Source organism: Microcoleus sp. Pol8_D6 (assembly GCF_036700965.1).
In the GTDB taxonomy this organism is placed as follows: domain Bacteria; phylum Cyanobacteriota; class Cyanobacteriia; order Cyanobacteriales; family Microcoleaceae; genus Microcoleus.
The window spans coordinates 1-19,140 of the sequence record NZ_JAUBPW010000082.1 but is presented as its reverse complement, the minus strand read 5'-3'; the positions used below and the strand labels follow the sequence as shown (position 1 = coordinate 19,140).

General features: G+C 47.1%; 15 protein-coding genes and 1 pseudogene. 9 read left to right on the top strand and 7 right to left on the bottom strand.

Annotated elements, in window-relative coordinates:
* The first annotated feature begins 11 nt into the window (after window positions 1-11).
* Entirely contained in the window at window positions 12-191 is a 180-nt protein-coding gene (locus tag QUA10_RS25060) for a hypothetical protein (RefSeq protein WP_333083634.1), read from the top strand.
* A gap of 266 nt (window positions 192-457) precedes the next feature.
* On the top strand, window positions 458-1,012 hold the full coding sequence (locus tag QUA10_RS25055; RefSeq protein WP_333083646.1) for a M23 family metallopeptidase: 555 nt from the start codon (window positions 458-460) through the stop codon (window positions 1,010-1,012).
* A 292-nt stretch (window positions 1,013-1,304) separates the two neighbouring features.
* On the opposite strand, the gene ftsH is transcribed toward QUA10_RS25055, so the two are convergent.
* A complete protein-coding gene (gene ftsH / locus QUA10_RS25050; protein WP_333083632.1) occupies window positions 1,305-3,239 on the bottom strand; it encodes an ATP-dependent zinc metalloprotease FtsH in 1,935 nt (644 codons plus the stop codon).
* A 501-nt stretch (window positions 3,240-3,740) separates the two neighbouring features.
* Between ftsH and QUA10_RS25045 the strand changes: the two genes are divergently transcribed.
* A complete protein-coding gene (locus QUA10_RS25045) occupies window positions 3,741-4,286 on the top strand; it encodes an NADPH-dependent FMN reductase (RefSeq protein WP_333083645.1) in 546 nt (181 codons plus the stop codon).
* 159 nt (window positions 4,287-4,445) lie between these two features.
* Here QUA10_RS25045 and QUA10_RS25040 read toward each other — a convergent pair whose 3' ends face one another.
* A complete protein-coding gene (locus QUA10_RS25040; RefSeq protein ID WP_333083630.1) occupies window positions 4,446-4,676 on the bottom strand; it encodes a hypothetical protein in 231 nt (76 codons plus the stop codon).
* Window positions 4,677-4,808: 132 nt separating this feature from the next.
* On the opposite strand from QUA10_RS25040, the gene psb32 reads away from it, so the two are divergent.
* Window positions 4,809-5,531 (top strand): photosystem II repair protein Psb32, encoded by a 723-nt coding sequence (gene psb32, locus QUA10_RS25035; RefSeq protein WP_333083628.1) that lies wholly within the window; start codon window positions 4,809-4,811, stop codon window positions 5,529-5,531.
* Between the two features lie 59 nt (window positions 5,532-5,590).
* On the opposite strand, the gene QUA10_RS25030 is transcribed toward psb32, so the two are convergent.
* Window positions 5,591-5,974, bottom strand: coding sequence for a DUF4346 domain-containing protein (locus QUA10_RS25030; RefSeq protein WP_333083626.1), 384 nt, complete (start codon window positions 5,972-5,974; stop codon window positions 5,591-5,593).
* 341 nt (window positions 5,975-6,315) lie between these two features.
* On the opposite strand from QUA10_RS25030, the gene QUA10_RS25025 reads away from it, so the two are divergent.
* Together QUA10_RS25025 and QUA10_RS25020 are read left to right on the top strand one after the other, a co-directional pair.
* A complete protein-coding gene (locus QUA10_RS25025) occupies window positions 6,316-7,368 on the top strand; it encodes a DNA (cytosine-5-)-methyltransferase (protein ID WP_333083624.1) in 1,053 nt (350 codons plus the stop codon).
* An 88-nt stretch (window positions 7,369-7,456) separates the two neighbouring features.
* Window positions 7,457-7,897: a DUF29 family protein gene (locus tag QUA10_RS25020; RefSeq protein ID WP_333083623.1), complete on the top strand. Its 441-nt coding sequence runs from the start codon at window positions 7,457-7,459 to the stop codon at window positions 7,895-7,897.
* 118 nt (window positions 7,898-8,015) lie between these two features.
* Here QUA10_RS25020 and QUA10_RS25015 read toward each other — a convergent pair whose 3' ends face one another.
* The 3 genes and pseudogenes from QUA10_RS25015 to QUA10_RS25005 all read right to left on the bottom strand — a co-directional run bounded on the left by QUA10_RS25015 (window position 8,016) and on the right by QUA10_RS25005 (window position 10,823).
* Window positions 8,016-9,824 carry an aspartate kinase gene (locus QUA10_RS25015; protein ID WP_333083622.1) on the bottom strand — a complete coding sequence of 603 codons (1,809 nt, stop codon included), beginning with the start codon at window positions 9,822-9,824 and terminating at the stop codon, window positions 8,016-8,018.
* 29 nt (window positions 9,825-9,853) lie between these two features.
* A complete protein-coding gene (locus QUA10_RS25010) occupies window positions 9,854-9,985 on the bottom strand; it encodes a hypothetical protein (RefSeq protein WP_333083621.1) in 132 nt (43 codons plus the stop codon).
* Between the two features lie 57 nt (window positions 9,986-10,042).
* Window positions 10,043-10,823 (bottom strand): annotated as a pseudogene (locus tag QUA10_RS25005) (Uma2 family endonuclease).
* A gap of 111 nt (window positions 10,824-10,934) precedes the next feature.
* Between QUA10_RS25005 and QUA10_RS25000 the strand changes: the two are divergent.
* Together QUA10_RS25000 and QUA10_RS24995 are read left to right on the top strand one after the other, a co-directional pair.
* A complete protein-coding gene (locus QUA10_RS25000) occupies window positions 10,935-11,594 on the top strand; it encodes an HAD family hydrolase (RefSeq protein WP_333083620.1) in 660 nt (219 codons plus the stop codon).
* Between the two features lie 407 nt (window positions 11,595-12,001).
* A complete protein-coding gene (locus tag QUA10_RS24995; protein ID WP_333083618.1) occupies window positions 12,002-15,346 on the top strand; it encodes a PAS domain S-box protein in 3,345 nt (1,114 codons plus the stop codon).
* A 287-nt stretch (window positions 15,347-15,633) separates the two neighbouring features.
* On the opposite strand, the gene QUA10_RS24990 is transcribed toward QUA10_RS24995, so the two are convergent.
* A complete protein-coding gene (locus tag QUA10_RS24990; RefSeq protein ID WP_333083616.1) occupies window positions 15,634-17,922 on the bottom strand; it encodes an iron uptake porin in 2,289 nt (762 codons plus the stop codon).
* 171 nt (window positions 17,923-18,093) lie between these two features.
* Here QUA10_RS24990 and QUA10_RS24985 point away from each other — a divergent pair, with 171 nt between their 5' ends.
* On the top strand, window positions 18,094-18,825 hold the full coding sequence (locus tag QUA10_RS24985; RefSeq protein ID WP_333083615.1) for a sucrose-phosphate phosphatase: 732 nt from the start codon (window positions 18,094-18,096) through the stop codon (window positions 18,823-18,825).
* Window positions 18,826-19,140 lie beyond the last annotated feature (315 nt).

The window sequence follows — 19,140 nt, the reverse complement described above, 5'->3', positions numbered from 1 at the left end:
TGAGATTTTGGATGTCATCCAAAATCCCCGAACTTAACTATAGTGTCAAGCAAAAGCTCGATCGAATTCAACCGCAGCACGAATTTCCAATTTTTTTTATCACCCCTGGGCATTTACCCGGAAGCCTTGACACGGGTTTTGGATGGAGTAAGATACACGTTGTTGATAAACTGATTCGCGATCGCGGGTAGAGCTCAAAGCCAATCTTGCAGCGAATTGGCATCACTTACATCTTGCACCCTTCTGAGAAACGGGCTTTCCGGCCCGTTCCACAAAGAATGATTTTTTTGTGGGGTGGGCCGGAAAGCCCGCCCCTGAAAGCTTTATTGACAAGGGTGCAAGATGTGAGCCTAACAGACAACGCAAACTCACACACATTTAACTTTGAGCCGTGAAAAAAATCCTGCAAGACTCTAGAGGCCCGCTGACGGCAAAACGCTTTTTTCGTCTCAGACAGATGCTGCTGCTGGCACTTTCGATCGGCATTGTGTTGATCAGCCCTTATTTGCAGCAGCAGGTGGTCAAAGCTCAGTCAGGCTTACCAAGCAGAGTAGCGACGGGTAATTTGTGGCAAGAAGCTTCTTTTCCAGTCGAAAACTTTGAAACATACACTTCCCCGTTCGGCCCCCGCGGCGGGGATTTTCATTACGGTTTGGATCTGGCGGCGCCCGAAGGCAGCTATATCCGCAATTGGTGGGGCGGGCAAATTGTGGAAGTTTGGGAAGATGGACGGTGCGGCACTGGTATGGTGGTGCGATCGGGAAATTGGGAACACATCTACTGTCACCTCAGAGGCCGAGTGCTAACGGCTAATGGAGGGCGTTATTATACCGATCGCGAAGGTACCTTGCAAATTTGGCAAGGTCAAACAGTGCCTGCGGGTGCGAGAATTGCCAGAGTTGGGATGACCGGCCGCACGAGTGGGCCTCACTTGCACTGGGGACTGAAGTACGGCGGCCGCTGGGTTGACCCGGCTTTGGTACTCCGGGAAATGTACGCGCAACAATCTTAAACAGTTGACAGTTGACAGTTGACAGTTGACAGTTGACAGTTGACAGTTGACAGTTATTACCAATAATAAATTGTCCGGTTAAACACTTGTCATTGCGACCGTAGAGAAGCAATCGCAGAAACATTGCGATTGCTTCGTTTCACTCCCTGCGGACATATAAGTGATTAGGCGGACATGATATAACTAATGACCACTGACCACTGACCACTGACCACTGACCACTGCCAACTGCCAACTGCCAACTGCCAACTGCCAACTGCCAACTGCCAACTGCCAACTGCCAACTGACTCTTTACGTTGGTGCCAACTCTTTTTTGTTTACCTCGGTGTACCGCTGGACAATTTGGCGGAATTCATCGCCGTCGATGGTTTCTTCATCCAACAGCGCTTCGACAAGTTTGTCTACCAAAGCGCGGTTTTCGCGGATAATTCGGCGAGCTTCTTCGTAGCACTCAAAGGCAATTTCTCGGACTTGCCGATCGATCTTGATTGCCATGTCTTCGGAATACTCCGATCGCGAATTCCAGTTTTGGCCCAAAAACACCTCATTGTTCGGACTTTCAAAAGCCACAGGGCCCAAATCCGACATTCCATAAAGCGTTACCATCTCCCTCGCGAGACTGCTAACTTTTCTGAGATCACTACCGGCACCGGTGTCGATTTCAGCATCGCCATAAATTTCGGCCTCCGCCGCCCGTCCCCCCAAAGCTACTTTAATTCGGTTTAACAGCAAAGCCCGACTCCTCAAACCTTCGCTGTCGAGCATTTCGTCGTCAAGCACAAAGCTAGTAAAGCCTTCGATGCCGCCGGAACGAGGAATAATCGTTACTTTTTCCACCGGGTCGGCATTTTTGAGCATGGTCGCGACTAGGGCGTGTCCGACTTCGTGGTATGCTGTCATCCACTTTTTCTTGCTATCCAGCAGCGGGTTGAGCGTAAGCCCGATCGTGATCCGGTCGATCGCGTCGTGAACTTCTAAGTTACTAATCGTGTCTTTGCGACGCCTCGCTGTGAGAATAGCTGCTTCGTTGAGCAAGTTTGCCAAGTCGGCGCCGGAAAAGCCGGGAGTGCGGCGGGCGATCGTGTCTAGGGCAACTTCTGGGTCGAGTTTTTTATTGCGCGCGTGAACTTGCAAAATCCCCAAACGCCCTTTGTAACTGGGCAAATCTACCGTTACTTGCCGATCGAACCTGCCTGGCCGCAGCAGGGCGGTATCGAGCACGTCCGGGCGGTTGGTAGCTGCAATCACAATCACGCCACTGTTACCCTCAAAGCCGTCCATTTCTGTCAGCAACTGGTTGAGAGTTTGTTCGCGTTCGTCGTTGCCACCACCGATACCAGCGCCGCGCTGCCTTCCTACGGCGTCTATTTCGTCGATGAAGACGATGCAGGGCGAATTTTCTTTAGCTTTGCGGAACAAGTCGCGGACGCGGGAGGCGCCAACTCCGACAAACATTTCTACAAATTCGGAACCGGAGATGCTGAAGAAGGGGACTGCTGCTTCGCCTGCGATGGCTTTTGCCAGCATTGTTTTGCCGGTTCCTGGAGGCCCGATTAACAGAACTCCTCTGGGAATTTTGGCGCCGATGGCGTTGAAGCGTTCGGGTTTTTTGAGGAAGGTTACCACTTCTTGCAGTTCTTCTTTAGCTTCTTCGATGCCTGCTACGTCGTCGAACATCACGCCGGTTTTAGCTTCCATTTGGAAACGGGCTCTGGATTTGCCGAAGTTCATGGCATTTCCTTGAGATTGGGTCGATCGGCGCAGGATTGCCATCAATACTGCCAACACTGCAAAAATCACTAGCAAGTTTACTACTAAACTGACTGCGGCGGCGTTGTCGGCTGTTTGTTTGACTTCAAAGTCAATCTTTTTGGCGCGGATTTGCGAGTACAGTTCTCGGTTGTTGTAGTCGAACAGACTAACTGATTGGGTTTGATCGCTTTTTTGATTTTTTAGCCTAACCTTGGCAGTTTTTTGAGTTTCGTCTACTTCGATTTTACTGACTTGCCCTTTTTCTATGTTGTCAATCAGTTGGCTGTAACTCATGGTGTTTGGCGCGCTGTCGGCAAACACCGGGGTCGAGAGCAATATTCCTTGAGAAATCACCAAACTGCCCAGGATGCGCCAAAGATTCCGTCCTGGAATTGATTTTTTAGGATTCTGGCTCGACTTGTCTTTGTTTACAGCTAGATGCCCCAGCCATGCGTGTTTCCAAGAATTTTTCATATTGCTTTGCCCAAGGTTGAAGACTGCCAAGATTGACCGCTTGTGGTTTGCTACGTTCATTTATTTTAACAAGATGGCGGGTGTTGGATGGGTTTATCTCTCGCGGGCATCTTAAGAGGCCCCTCAAGAGGGCAGGGCTGTTTCATTCTCCCTAGGGGCAAACCCTCGTGAAGAGCCCCGATATTTGAAACATCGATTTCATCGCTTTGTAGGGGTAGGCATGGGGGCACTACCCCTACAAAGCGATGATTTCCCTGAGAATGAAACCGCCCTGCCTCAAGAGGGGGGTTTTGAATCCACTGCTCCTCAAGAAACCGGGTTTTTTACCTAATCTGCGGGCTGCAACGAAGTATTTTGCTCAAAAAACCCGGTTTCTGGGCCCCCTCCGTAAATCTAAAATCTAAAATCTAAAATCGATTGACAGTTGCCGATCGAACTTGCTATGTTAATCATACTCGTAATGAGTACGTTTTAGTCAAGCAGTTATTGTTTTTAAGTTTTATGGTAAAAATTGTCGGCATTGGTGGAAGTTTGCGGGCTGGCTCCTACAGCCAGTTAGCGTTGAAGGTGGCAGCAGAACGGGCGCAGACCCTGGGCGCGGAAGTTGAAATATTGGATTTGCGATCGCTCAATCTGCCATTCTGCAACGGTGAGAATGATTATCTCGATTACCCGGATGTGGAAAAGCTGCAGAATGCGGTTAAGCAAGCCGACGCCTTGATTTTGGCAACGCCGGAGTATCACGGTAGCATCAGCGGTGCTCTCAAGAATGCCCTGGATTTGATGAGTTTTGAGCATTTGGACGGGAAAGTTGCGGGTGGGATTAGCGTTTTGGGAGGGCAAGTTAACAACAACGCACTCAACGATTTGCGCGTGATTTTGAGGTGGGTGCACGCTTGGGTAATTCCCGAACAAATTGCGATCGGACAAGCTTGGAAAGCTTTTAGTGCGGATGGTAAATTGTTGGATGAAAAACTGTCTGAAAGGTTCGACGAATTTGCTCGGAGTTTGGTAGAAAATACGCGGAAATTGCGAGGAATTTCGTAATTTTATCTCATGACAAATGCAGTCCGGGACGCAACTGGCATAGTCTTTGGCTGCGGCAGTTCCAATAATTTCTCGATTAGAAGAGGTTTTGTCTCTAGCAGAGTACCCTACAAGCTGTAATGTTAACTGTTAACAGTCAACAGTCAACAGTCAACTGAGTTAAAATGGCATATCGATCATGTCTCCGAAAGGATGGGGTACGTCGATCGGCATTCTTCCGGGCTTTGACTCATATTTGTCTATCCACTTTTTGGCCAATTCCAAAGCTTCCTCCTCAGTCTTGGCATTTTGGACGGCGACGTGGCGGTTGCCGTGGCTATCCCAAACCTCGACGTAGAAGACTTTCTGGGATTGAATAATCCAACCTTTATAAGTGTCTGCTGGTTCCATAGTTAGAATCCTAAAATAATCAGGCGGGGAGTTCCACTGGCTAGCTAATTGTAAATATTGCCCTGCATAAAATGAATTTTACGGGGGTTTCTATAGTATTTTTGGAAAAAAGTCAGTTTTACGGTTAACCTCATGACTAGACTCCTGAAGCAATTATTTAATTGGAGAAAATATCTCCAACCTTTGGCCGCGGCGATCGCGATCGTCCTAATCGCGTCCCAGATGGCGGTATTGCCAGCATTGGCGACTGGCGTTTACGAAATACCGGTGTTGTCGGCGGGCGATCGAACTTGGGTGTTCGACAAAGGCGACGTGCTCAGCCGCAGCAGCGAAAGCAATATCAGCAGCGTGCTCGACAACCTGGAAAACAAAACAGGGAAACAAGTCAGGTTTGTCACCATCCACCGCTTAGACTACGGCGAAACGGCTGCCACTTTCACCGACCAACTGTTTGAACAGTGGTTTCCCGCAAAAGAAGACCAGACTAATCAAATTTTACTCGTTCTCGACACTGTTACCAACAGCGCGGCAATTCGCACCGGCGAAGGGGTTAAGTCCCTGCTAACCGATGAAATTGCCCAGAGTGTAGCTGGAGAAACCGTGCAAGTGCCGCTGCGGGAAGCCAATAAATACAACGAGGCATTTACGGCTGCAAGTACGCGCATTGCAACTGTTTTGTCGGGCGAACCTGATCCGGGTCCTCCTGAAGTTGTTGACAACATTCAAGTTGAAGGCACATTTAAAAAAGCTGAAGAAACAGATCAAGGCAATGCCACAGTTGTTGTGGTTGTGCTGTTGGTGTTGGCGACAGTGATTCCGATGGTGACTTATTTCTGGTATCAAGGTTTTTCGTAATCGGGTGCTGATAAATCCGATCGGTTGCCGTTTTGTCAAGAAATTCTGGCAGGGCTGGACTAATCTTGAACGTATTCTCGATCGCTCAACAAGGCAATTTCTGCCCGTACAAATTCCCGTCCCAGATAAGCCGCGTGATCTAACATTGTCACCGGGCTGGGGCGGGTTTCTTCTAGGATTTTGACGCAAAGTTCTTTGGCGGTTCGGCCGGTAAAAAGTGTGGACTGAGTGCGTTCTACTTTGCCACGGGCGGGGATGGGTTTACCAGTTTCTGGATCGACGGCGAGGCCTCGATCGTTGATGATGTTGGTGAAATGTTTGGCACAAATTAAGCTGGTTTCGCGATCGAGATAGATGATGAAGTAGCCGCCTGGATCGAGGTCGATGTGGCGTTTGGATAGGTTGTCATCGATGGCGGTGAGGTTTTCCAGGGTTTGACTCATGGTTTGTGAAAGGAAGTAAACAATAGCTATATTTTTTTTGCTATTTCTAGTTTAGTCGGCTGCGGGACAAGTTTGGGACATTGGTTGGTTGAATGCGGGGGGAAGTTTCGGGCGATCGACATTCTACGCGATATCTGTGGGGAGACGGCCCAGGCTAAGTCCGACCCGGGCTTCTGCGACTTTTAATGATTGGTATAATATTGAGGACTGTAGCAAGACTTGTTGAAATTGATAGAATGAACCGCAGAGAACGCAGAGAACGCAGAGAACGCAGAGTCAAAGAAGAGAGATAAAGAAAATATGTTATCATGGGTTGAGGAATATTTTGAATTAATTTATAGATGAGATTTATAGATTTGTTTTCGGGAATAGGAGGTTTCAGACAAGGTTTTGAAAAAATTGGCTTTGAATGCGTTTTTTCCTGCGAAATTAACAGCAAATGCCGACAAGTTTACACGGATAATTTCGGCGAGGTTCCTTTTGCAGACATCAGTAACATTAATCCCGTCGAGTTAGAAGACTTTGATGTTTTAGTCGCCGGGTTTCCGTGCCAACCTTTTAGCATCTGTGGCAAAAAGTTGGGTTTTGAAGATACTAGAGGTACGCTATTTTTCGAGATTTGTAAAATCATCAAAATAAAGCAACCTCAAGTAGTTGTTCTAGAAAATGTCAAGCACTTAATTCATCACGATAAGGGAAATACCTTAAAAGTAATTATTGCTAGTCTTAAAAATTTGGGATACAGCGTGAATTACAAAATGCTGAATGCTAAAGACTTTGGAATTCCTCAACATCGTGAAAGAATATTCATTATTGCAACTAAAGGTAAAGAATTTAATTTTTCTCGGCTTAAAATCCAGTTGACTCCAAAACTATGGGAATTTCTAGACGAGACAGGGGATTTTGAAATATTGGATAAATCTGAGTATACTTTAATTGAGTATCCTAGAAAGCAAGATTCGGGACTTGTATTTGTAGGTTACAGAAATAAAGGTACTTGGAAAACTGGCGTGAAGCCAAATACAGAACATTTATCGAGAGTTCACAGACAGCCTAATCGCATTTATTCGGTAGATGGAGTGCATCCCACAATTCCTTCGCAAGAAACGTCGGGCAGGTTTTTTATCTACATTCCTGAGCAAGATATCGTGAGAAAGTTGACGCTGAAGGAATGTTATCGTCTTATGGGTTTTCCTGAAGATTTTAAGAGTTATCCGACTGCGGGGGAAAGTTACAAGCAAATTGGGAATTCGGTTTGTGTACCGGTTGTGGAAGCAATTGCGAAAGACATCTTAAGTCAAAATTTGTTGGATGATGAAAATAAGGAACTACAAAGATGTCGCGACTCCCGACTTCTGCAATCAGTTGGGACTCTAGTTAACACTATTACTTGAGATTAATTTTGTTATTAAACAATTTTAGCATTAACCAAGCGCTAGCTTTGAGCTATAATATAAGTCACCCAAGATAGATATAGTCGTCATGGAAGAATTACTCACCTTAAAAAGCTTACTGCTAAAAGGGGATATACCTGGGTCATTAGCTATAGTTGAAGAACTAGAAGAAATGAGCAAAAAAGACATCATTAAAACTATTCGCAGCTATGCAGTGATTTTACTATTGCATCTGATTAAACAGCAAGCTGAAAATCGCACAACTCGCTCTTGGGATATCTCGATTCGGAACTCGGTTCTAGAAATTCAGGAGGAAAATAAGCGACCGAGAGGCGCGGGATTTTACTTACCTATAGAAGAGTTACTCATTGTTTTAGAAATGGCGTATCGACAAGCTATTAATAAAGCTTCCCTAGAAGTGGAAGAAGGGCGTTATGAACCAAGAGAATTGTCGCAGTTAGTGAATCAAGAGGCACTTATTAATCAAGCAATGACTTTAATTTCACAAGAAGCTGAAGATAATGACTAAAGTTACCCAAAGTTAGAAGACGGCAAGGCCGTTTCCCTACCTCAATTAATTGTAGGGAAACGGCCTTGCCGTCTCCTCGATTTTTGTAATGACACGGCAGTGCCGTTTCCCTACTTGATTAGGTGGGAACTTGGATTTTTTCGGTGCCGGCAAGTTCAAAGGCTGCGTGAATTGCCTTCAAAGCAGTTACACCTTGTTCCTCATCCACAACGCAGCTAATTTTAATCTCGGAAGTTGCAATCATTTGAATGTTGATTTGCTGGCGGGAAAGCGCTTCAAACATCTTTGCCGCTACTCCCGGATGCGCTACCATCCCCGAACCTACAACGCTAACTTTAGCAATTTGTGTATCGACTGCTACTTCGCCCCATCCGAATTCGGGAGCGGCTTTTTCGAGGACATTTTTAGCAGCTTCGGCGTCAATTTGTGCGACGGTAAATGCAATGTCGCGAGTTAATATGCCGTCAATATTGTGGCAGCGCTGTGACTGAATGATTGTATCTACGCTGATATTTTCCTCGGCTAAAAGTCCGAACAATTTTGCTGCTACTCCGGGTCGATCGGGCAATTGGCGAATTGCTAGACGCGCTTGATTGAGATCCAACGCAACGGCGCGGACTGCGGGCGGTTTGTGGGATGATGAATGCAGCCCAATAGGGGAGTTGGCAACATCAAATGTTTTGCAGAGTTCGGCAACTGCCCGATCGCAATCTTCGGCATCGATGGCACAACTAACTTTCACCTCGGATGTAGAAATCATTTGAATGTTAATTCCCGCATCCGCTAAAGTCTTAAACATCTGCGCCGCTACCCTCGGACGACCGATCATTCCCGCACCCGCAATGCTAACTTTAGCTATGGGCCGCTCTTCTGCTTTCACTTCCGGTTCTCCCAATTCTGGGCGAGAATTCTTGCCGAGGGTGGGGATAATTGCATCTGCAACCGCAGTAGCTTGTTGCAGAGATTTTCGCGTCACTGTGAAGGCAATATCGTTAGTATTTCCTTCATGAATTGACTGGATAATTAAGTCTACATCGAGGTTTTGTTGGGCGATCGCACCAAACAACCGCGCAGCTACGCCGGGGCGATCGGGCAAACGCAGCAGCGACACCCCCGCCTGATCTAAGTCAAATTCCACCGCATCCACCGCTTTTGCGAGTTCCAAGCCCTCCAAAGGACGGGGTTGCGGGGGTGGGGACACTACCCGCGTACCGGGGGCGTCACTCCAGCTAGAAAGCACTACCAGCGGCACGCCGTAATTCTTGGCAATTTCTACCGCGCGCGGGTGCAGGACTTTTGCGCCCAAACTCGCCAATTCCAGCATTTCGTCGCAAGTGATTTCGTCCATTAATTGGGCGTCGGCAACCAAGCGCGGATCTGTAGTCAGAATTCCGGGCACGTCGGTATAAATTTCGCACCTGTCGGCCCGCAGGGCTGCAGCGAGGGCAACTGCTGTTGTGTCGGAACCGCCACGGCCCAAGGTGGTAATTTCCAATTCTCCGGCATCGGCGATACCTTGGAAACCCGCAACCACAACGACTTTACCGCTTTTTAACTGACTCTCCAGCCGATTTGGATCGATTCGCAAAATCCGGGCGCGGGTGTGGGCGGCTTCGGTGACAATGCCGACTTGGGCGCCTGTGAGGGAAATTGCGGGCTGTCCCATTTCCTGCAATGCCATGCTCAAAAGTGCGATCGAGACTTGTTCTCCAGTGGAAAGCAACATATCCATTTCCCGCTTGTTGGGATTTGCGGAAATTTCCTTGGCGAGTTTAACTAAACCGTCGGTGGTTTTGCCCATCGCTGAAAGTACCACAACGAGAGAGTTGCCGAGCTGTGCTGTTTTTACTACTCGTCGGGCTACTTCCAAAATGCGATCGACTGTGCCAACCGAGGTTCCGCCATATTTCTGAACAATTAGTGCCATAGGACTTACACAAAGCTACAAAATACTTATCAAATAATACAAGCAGCTTCTGGATTAGAAGTGGTAATTTTTAAAATTCCCATACGACAAACCGGAGAAAAGAAAAAAATATCTGCGTAAACGACAAAAAATATGTGGCAGGGGCGGATTTTACCAGCCATTTAATTCTCTCACACCAATATTTTAATAAACCCGCCCTCTTGATTCGGATTGTAGCCTCATTCTAGCTCTCGCAAACGCGCTTCTAAAGCTTGAATTCGCTGCTCGGCTTCTATTCGCTTTTGCCGTTCTTGTTCTGCTTCTGACTGCGCTTTTTAGACTGCAAATTCCGCTTGTTCGGCTCTTTCATCGGCAGCCAGCAGCAAATTCCCCTCAGCATCCCACCAGCGCATCCAAGGCAGTTCTACGCCCTGATAACTTCCTTGCCAAATGCCTAATTCCAATCCCATTGGCTCGATTTGGTAATGTCCGCGCTGATTTTCTGACATTAACTCAAATCTATCTTCCACCAAATGATAGCATTCTATTTGGGCTTTTTTGACTTCATAAATTCCGTAAAAAGCAGGTCTAATAATCCGCTCGTAAATCCAAAATTTGCCTTGTTTAGGAGTTTGATCTCTTTCTTCGCGGCCATCTCCAGAGACAAATTATAGTATGATTAACGGCGGCATTAATTCTTTCCACATCACATAGGAACGCCGCATATTTCCGTCGAGAGTTGGCGGCACGTCGAGCACGTAAAACCAATCAGGTGCTTCGGCTCCTCTTTCGGGCGGTTCCGGGGGGCCGGGCCACTCGCCAGTAAATACCGGAATCTTGACTGATGCAGTATTGTCCGTCGGGATGAATTTGGTCTCAAATCGGTCGGATTGATGTTGTTAACAGGATGCTTTGAGGATGTTCTTGAAAGTTGTTCACAAAAGTAGCGTCGGAGTCTGGTAATTGAGTGTGGTCTGGGAAATCTGTGGCTAGAGCTTCGGGTTTTTCGGTGACACTCATGTTGACCTCTTGAATGTTGAAAAATTATACTTATAATTGGTGAATGAGAGATTAATCATGCTATTATTTCGTGGCTAACCTCAGATTGCTATATAGAAAATTTTAAAGAATATGAGTCAGTACAAGTTAATTATTTTTGACTTCGACGGCACTTTGGCAATTACTCACAAAGCTATTGTATTTTGCTTTACCAAAACTTTTGAAATTTTCAATATTACCCCGCCCGCTGCTGATACTATTATAGGTACGATCGGCATCAATTTACCAAATTCTTTTAAAATCCTCCATCCGGCGATCGAGGAAAGCGCAATTCCTGAATGGGTTGAAACTTACCGCTCTTATTATCGGACTGAAGGTGAAAAGCAGGTAGAGTTATTTACCGGGACAAAGCAAGTCTTGCTGTTGGCACGTCAGTCTGGATTGAGCCTGGGAGTTTTCAGTAACAAACAGGTTAATTTTGTTAATTTATTACTAAAAAAATTGAGAGTTCACAGTTTTTTTGATTTGATATTAGGTGATAACGGACAAATAATTCCGAAACCCAATCCGACTGTTTTTCACTCGATTATTAAACCGCTGTTCCCGGAGTTGGATAACAGTCAAATTTTAATGGTTGGCGATACAGCGATTGATCTACTGTTTGCTAAAAATGCTGGGATAGATGTTTGTTGGGCGGCTTACGGATATGGCGATCGCGCTCAGTGTCTCGCCCTAGAACCAACTTTCGCGATCGACGATATTTCAGAACTTGCTGGGTTCGTTCAAAATTAATTTTTCCTCGGTTTGTTTGAGAGAATAGTCTGAATCATTTAACTATAAAGTATTTAATTAATTTTTTTTTAGTACAGCCGGATGAGTAAGTTTTTATTTAATTGAAAAAATAAATTTCCGAACTTGTAATCCGCCCAAACTCTGCCAAGCAAACCATACCAAAGATAGAGTGATCCCTGGAACAGCTATTATAAATTAACAATTATGATTCCTTTGAAGGTAGAAGGCACAAGGCAGAAGCAAATAGGAAAAAAACGAGGGAAGCCAGATTTTTTATAGGTAGGATTGACCGCCAAAATTCTGCAGGATAGCCTTTTAACTTCTGCCTTCGGAAAACAGTCAATTCTGTTAAAATCTAGGGTGTGCTGGCAGTCGGTATCTACAATAAACTCAATTTATAGAAACTCATGCAGATAGATATAAGCATTCCTTCTGAAACGCTATCGCCGACTCGTACTGGCGGCACACCGAATTTAATAGAAGAAGTATGGAGGCTGTACGATCGCGCCCTGGCAGCTACCAGCAACGGCATCGCGATCGCGGACGCTACCCGGCCGGACAGGCCTATAGTCTACTGCAACGGGGCTTTCGAGCGGATTACAGGCTACAATCGCAGCGAAATAATCGGGCAGAACTGCCGCTTCCTGCAAGGCCCGGATACCGATCGCGCTGCCGTCGATCAAATCCGCGCGGCCCTGAAAGAACAACACGACTGCAAAGTAGTTCTGAAAAACTACCGCAAAGACGGGACCCCCTTCTGGAACGAACTCACTATCTCGCCGGTGCGCGACAGCAGCGGGCTCGTTACCCACTTCATCGGCGTTCAATCTGATATCACCGATCGCTTCCAAGCAGAAGAAGCCCTCAAAGAAGCCGAGGCAAAATACCGCAGCATCTTTGAAAACGCCACCGAAGGCATATTTCAAACCGCCCCAGACGGGCGCTACCTCAGCGCCAACCCCGCACTAGCCCGAATGTACGGCTACGATTCCCCGTCAGAATTGATCGCAAAATGTTCGGCAAAAAACATTTACGCCGATCGCACCCGCCGCGCTTCATTCATGGCAGAAATCAGCAAAAACGGCTCCCTGAAAGAGTTTGAGTCCTGCGTCCGCCGCCAAGACGGCAGCACTACCTGGATCTCGGAAAACGTGCGCGAAGTCCGCGACGCAGGCGGAGAAATCCTTTACTACGAAGGAACCGTGGCCGAAATCGCCGATCGCAAGCGCGCCGAAGCAGCCCTGCGAAATCAAGAATACTGGTTGAAAACCGCAATTAACGCCGTCCCCGACGCGATCAACCTCACAGACAGCGAGGGGCGCTGGCTGATTGCCAACGACTGCGCCCTCCAACTTTTGGGCTGGGAAACCGCAGACTACCAGGGCAAAACTACTGCCGAACTCGCTGCCGCCGCCGATCCCAGAGTCAGAGACATCCTGCTAACTTGGCAGGAAACCGACGAAACCACCTGGCAAGCAGGCACTCTCACCTCCAGCCGCCAAATTGTCCCCTTGCCCACAGGCGGCAGCAATTTGTTTGAAGTGCGGAAAGTGCCGCTGTTCAACCCCGACGGTTCGCGCAAAGGTTTGGCAGTGGCGGGGCGGGACATCACCCAGGAAGTGGCAGCGGATGCAGCTTTGCGAGACAGCGAACAGCGGTTTCGGGCAATTTTTGAACGCGCTGCGATCGGCATGGTAGTGGCTACCCTCGAAGGTGTTGCGATCGCCACTAATCCGGCATTTCAAGCTATGCTGGGAAGCTCGGAAGCTCAACTGCGGGGTGTGGGCCTGGACGAATGCACGCACCCGGAAGACGTACAAGCTTCGCGGGAGTTGTGCCAACAGTTGGCCGCGGGCTCCCGCGAAGCTTACCAAATCGAGAAGCGCTACCTCCGCCAAGATGGCAGCATCAGGTGGGGACGCCTCAGCGCCTCTGTCATCGACAGCAGTCAGGGAACGCCACAGTTTCTTTTGCAAATGGTAGAGGATATTACCGATCGCAAACAAGCCGAGTCAGCTTTGTTCCAAAATGAGGCTAAGTGGCGATCGCTAATTCTCAACAGTTCCGACATCATTACTATTCTCGACGCCAGCGGTAGCATTGTTTACGAAAGCCCTTCTGTAGTAAGAGTTTTGGGCTACGAACCAGAGGAACTCGCCGGTCAAATTGCTCTCGATTTAATCCACCCTGACGACCTTCCCTCGCTGATGTCCGACGGCGAAAAAATGATCGCAAATCCAGGCGATCCGATCGCCCTAGAAGGTCGGTTCCGGCGCGCTGACGGTTCTTGGTGTTTTCTCGAAGGTGTGGGCATCAACTTGCTAGCAGACCCCGCTGTGAACGGAATTGTGATCAACTCCCGCGACATGACGGCGCGCAGGCAAGCAGAGTACCGCCTCAGCAAAATCAACGAGTGCTTTTTGGGATTCACCACCGACGCCGCTGACAACATCCAGCGCCTGACATCCTTAGCCGGCGAGCTTTTGGGCGGAAGCTGCGCCATCTACAGCCACGTCGGTGGCGGACTGCTGCAAGCGATCGCGACTTGGCAAGCGCCGCCGGACTACCCGCTGGTCGATCGCGCCGAGGGCCACATCTGCACCGACGTATGCAGCAAAGGAAGCGATCGGGCTGTTGCCATTCTCGACTTGCAGAACACGATCTACGGCAAAATCGATCCCGCTGTCATCCGCTACCAACTGCGAAGCTATCTGGGACAAGCAGTGCGGCTGGGCGACAATTATGTGGGTGCGATGTGCGTTCTCTACACTGAGTCGATCGCGCCCACAGAAGCCGACTGCAAGTTGATCGGAATTATTGCTGGGGCGATCGGAGTTGAGGAAGAACGGGCCGCCGCCGCCTCGCGCGACCGGCAAAAATCCCAAGAATTGCAAACAGCTTTGCGCGAATTACAGCAAACTCAAATGCAGTTAGTACAAACCGAAAAAATGTCTTCCCTCGGACAAGTGCTAGCAGGAATTGCCCACGAAATTAACAACCCAGTTGGCTTTGTCGCCGGCAACCTCTGCCACGTCCGAGGCTACGTTCTAGACTTATTAGAAATCGTACAGGTGTATCAAGAAGAGTACCCAAATCCCCCAGCAAAAATTCAGCAACAAGCCGAGGATATAGACTTAGAATTTCTAGCAAAAGACCTGCCAAAATTGCTCAATTCGATGCAGACCGGATGCGAGCGAATTGTAGAAATTATTCAAACTCTCCGAAATTTCTCGCGGGCGGACGAAGCAAAAATCAAAACTGCCGACATTCATGAAGGTTTAGAAAGTACCTTGTTAATGTTGAACAGCCGACTGAAAGCCAAACCCAACTGGCAGGGCATTAAAGTGATTAAAGAATACGGAGAACTGCCGCAAATAAACTGTCATCCCGGACTGTTAAATCAGGTTTTTATGAATGTATTTGCAAATGCGATCGACGCCTTGGAAGAAAGCTGCAACCAAGCAAAAGACATCGCAAATTCTCCTATCTTTCCTACTATTACCATTCAAACTCAAACGATTGATGACAAGAGCATTTTAATTCGGATTAAAGACAACGGTCAGGGCATTCCCGAAGATCATATCGTGCGTTTATTTGACCCGTTTTTTACCACAAAACCTGTAGGTAAAGGCACAGGTTTAGGTTTATCAATTTCACACCAAATTGTCGTTGAAAAACACAACGGGAAATTGCAGTGTCACTCGGAACCCGGTAAAGGCACTGAATTTATCATCGAAATTCCAATTCGTTGACATCAGGACGAGGCTAATCAGGATATAGCAATCCTCGCATCATTTGTGAATTTCTTACTTCCTCTCCGCGGGTTCGGGGAGGGTTAGGGTGGGGTAAAAAATTTACGACTCATTGAGGATTGCTATATAATTATGTTCAACTCATATCAAATCCGTTAGCATCGGAATAGTAAATTCGAGTTGAATGTTGACTGTTGACGGTTGACTGTTCACGGCGTCAACCGTCAACAGTCAACATTCAACATCATGTATGAGTGTAACCGGAAATGATATCAGCCCTAACTTACTTAAAAACTAAACTGCGTCCGCAAATTGCCCACAAAAATTGTCGGGTTGTTATCGAAATTGTTGGGATTGCCGATCGCATAAAATGCCGGCACGATCGAAACATGGTCGGTGAGAGGAAAATAATAAGTTGCCTCAATTTCGTACTGCGTGCCACCGTTACCCCCGCCAGAAATCAGAAATCTCCGACCGCCAGTAAAGTCAAAAGGTACTAAATATGACACCGTAAGCAAAGCTCCTTCTTTAAACAAATCGGGAAATGCAAGTCCTAACTGATAAGATTGATTTTTGATCGTGCCGTCGGGTCGGTTAGTCTTGGGAAATATATTGGTTTCGGCGTAGCCGTAACGGCCGAAAAGACCAAAACCGCCAGTGACTGACCAATCGAAATTGAAACTATAAGTATTCGCAGTCGCATTCCCCAGGCGGCCACCAAAACCGTCATCTGCCACACCGTTTAACGGCTTGCTGTTGGGAGATCCAATTAAGCCACCGATTTGCTGGATGTTGGAACGACTGTACAAAAAGCGCAAATTAGTCCGATTGCTCGGACTGAATGTTAATTCTGCTGTAGTCGTATTTGTCCCATCAAACAATCCTTGAGACGGATTGGAAGCGGAATTAAATACGGAAGTGGGCAAAAATTCCGTACTCTCGCCCAAGTAGCCAAAACGCAGTTTCAATGCGCGACCGATATCCCACAAAACCACAGCACCGGCACCGCGTCGGGTAGCGCTTAACAAAGGGCTGTTGTTAGAATTAAAGCTGCTCGCACCGTCTACGAAAAAGTTAAATTTATTGTTGTCAAAGTAGCGGTAAAAATTAATCCGCGGCCCCACTACTACTTGCAAGCTGTTGCTAACAGGGAACCGATAGGAAAGTTCCCGCAGGATAACTTCATTGGGATTTGCTCCGGCAGTTTGATCGAGAAAAGGAGTGCCGAATGTATTGAAAAAACCCGTTGAAGTATACTGGTTGGCTGGGGAATTGCCGTTACCTACAGCTAGCTGTGTAATCAATTCGTCTTTCCCTGTAAAGGAAGTAGTGAGAGTCAACCAAACTAACTGACTGAAAGTGATTTCTGGATCATCGTCCACTCTCTGCACAATTGGTCTGTTGGTGACAGGATCGCGTCCGGCTACTCGATCGAGCGGAGCAGCATTTCCATTTGTTGCTTCAACTCGGACTCGATCGCCCGCAAAAGCTCCAGTCAGGTTAAACCAAGCAAATCCGTTTAGTTTAGTTGTCGTGGAAAATTGGTTGGCCTCCAATTCGGCAGTGCGGGCTTCTAAAGCATCTACTCTACCGCGCAATGTAGCTAATTCTGCTGCAAATTCTTCTTGCAATCTTTGCAAAGCAAGTAAATCTTCTCGCTTGACTAAATTACCAGTAGAACCGCCAATTTGTTTGGTGATTTGATCCAAGCAAGCGTTTAATCCGGCAGCAAATTCGTAGCGAGTCATGGCTCGATTGCCTCGGAATGTCCCGTCTGGATATCCCGCAATGCAGCCGTATCTTTCTACTAGGGATTGCAAGGCTTGAAAAGCCCAATCTGTCGGCCGCACGTCGGAGAGTTGGGAAACAGAGGTGACTTGTGCTGCGTCTTCTTGTATGCTGAGGTCATCAGCGCTGCCCGTCTCGCTGCTGATGTCGTCAACTTTGCTGGCTTCAGCAACTTGTTGAGACTGAGGAGAGTTTGCAATTTCTAACTTCTGTGGGGGCAATTCGCCAATTGCCTCCGTTATTTCTGGGGTTGTTGTTGCGTGATCGACTTTTGCTGCATCTGTTTCGGGTAAAGCGTGATCGACTTTTGCTGCATCTGTTTCGGGTAAAGCGTGATCGACTTTTGCTGCATCTGTTTCGGGTAAAGCGCGATCGACTTTTGCTATATCTGTTTCAGGTAAAGCGCTATTTACCCAAGCTGCATCTGTTTCGGGTAAAGCGTGATCGACTTTTGCTGCATCTGTGTCGGGTAAAGCGCGATCGACTTTTGCTATATCTGTTTCGGGTAAAGCGCTATTTACCCAAGCTGCATCTGTTTCGGGTAAAGCGCGATCGACTCCTGAGTTAGCCTCTGCGGTGATCACCGCTAACTGCGGTATCTCAATCTTACCTGCTGCAAGCGCTGCGTCTGGGGTAGCCGTAGGGAGGGCACTCGCTTCTAGCGCAACTTCTGGAGTTGAGGTATCCTGAATTTGAGCTGTTGCGGAGATCGGCCCCAAAGGCACTGCAGCACCAGAAATCAAGAAAGACAGCCAAAAAGCTTTAACGGAGGTTGAATTATTCACCATACCACTCACACCACTTGTTGAAAATTAAATTTGGCCAATCTTAAACGATAAGCTTGCTTATAAATGTGTTTGGTTTAACAAATTCTTATAAATAGTTAAATTTATTTTAGGAAGCGAGCGATTACCAATCACTAATGACTGAAGACTACTGACTCCTGACTAATTCCCCCAATGAAGTTTTTATTAGTTACAGATTTAGACAACACGCTAGTCGGAGATGACGAAGCAACTCAAGTTTTAAACCAGCGCTTGCAATCACACCGATCGCAAATTTGTTTGGTTTACGCTACCGGGCGTTCTTATGCTTCAACTTGCGAATTAATTGCCCAAAAGCAACTGCTATCACCCGACTATTTGATCGCAGGTGTAGGTAGCGAAATTTACCAAGACGCAATCCTCGATTTAGATTGGGCGGAATATCTTTCTCAAGACTGGGATAAAATGGCGATCGCCTCTTTAGCGCAGCAGTTTTCCCAGCTCAAACCCCAATCCCTAAAAGAACAAAATCCTTGGAAAATCAGTTATTGTTTGGAACCAGGAGCAGAAAATAGCTCGACTGTCCAGGCTTTGCAGCAAAAGTTAACTGAATCGGGACTGCCAGCTCAAATCATTTTTAGCAGCAATAGTAATGTAGATATTTTACCACAAACTAGCAATAAAGGCAATGCCCTTGTTTATTTACAAAAGCGTCTACAAATTGCATCTGAGGCAACATTAGTTTGCGGTAATTCTGGCAATGATATCAGTATGTTTGACCAGGATGTCCGGGGAGTAATCGTCGCTAATGCTCTGTCAGAACTCTTAGAATGGCATCGCGAATGCGGCACTGAAAATCATTATTTAGCAGGTTCTGTTTGCGCTTGGGGAATCATGGAAGGAATGGCATATTTTTGGGAATTTTGATTGCCAAAAATTCGGTTTAGTTTGTAGTGATCAGTGAAGTCCTCATACAAATCAGAAAACTGAAGTCTTCAGTACAAACGCATCCGAAGCACCCCAAGTCCTGCAAACCGTTAAAATCTGTTCAGAAATCTCAACCGCGTATCGATCCAACCTGCGAGTTGCGATAGCATCAGCGTGTACTGCTTTATCAAAGCTAACCGAACTTAACTTTAGTTAGCTCAAGCGAGTTGAAGTTTATCCCTCTTTTGTCACTCTGGGAAATTAAAAATGAGAACCAAATTTTCAACTGTAGATATATCAAGGATTTGAGCATTT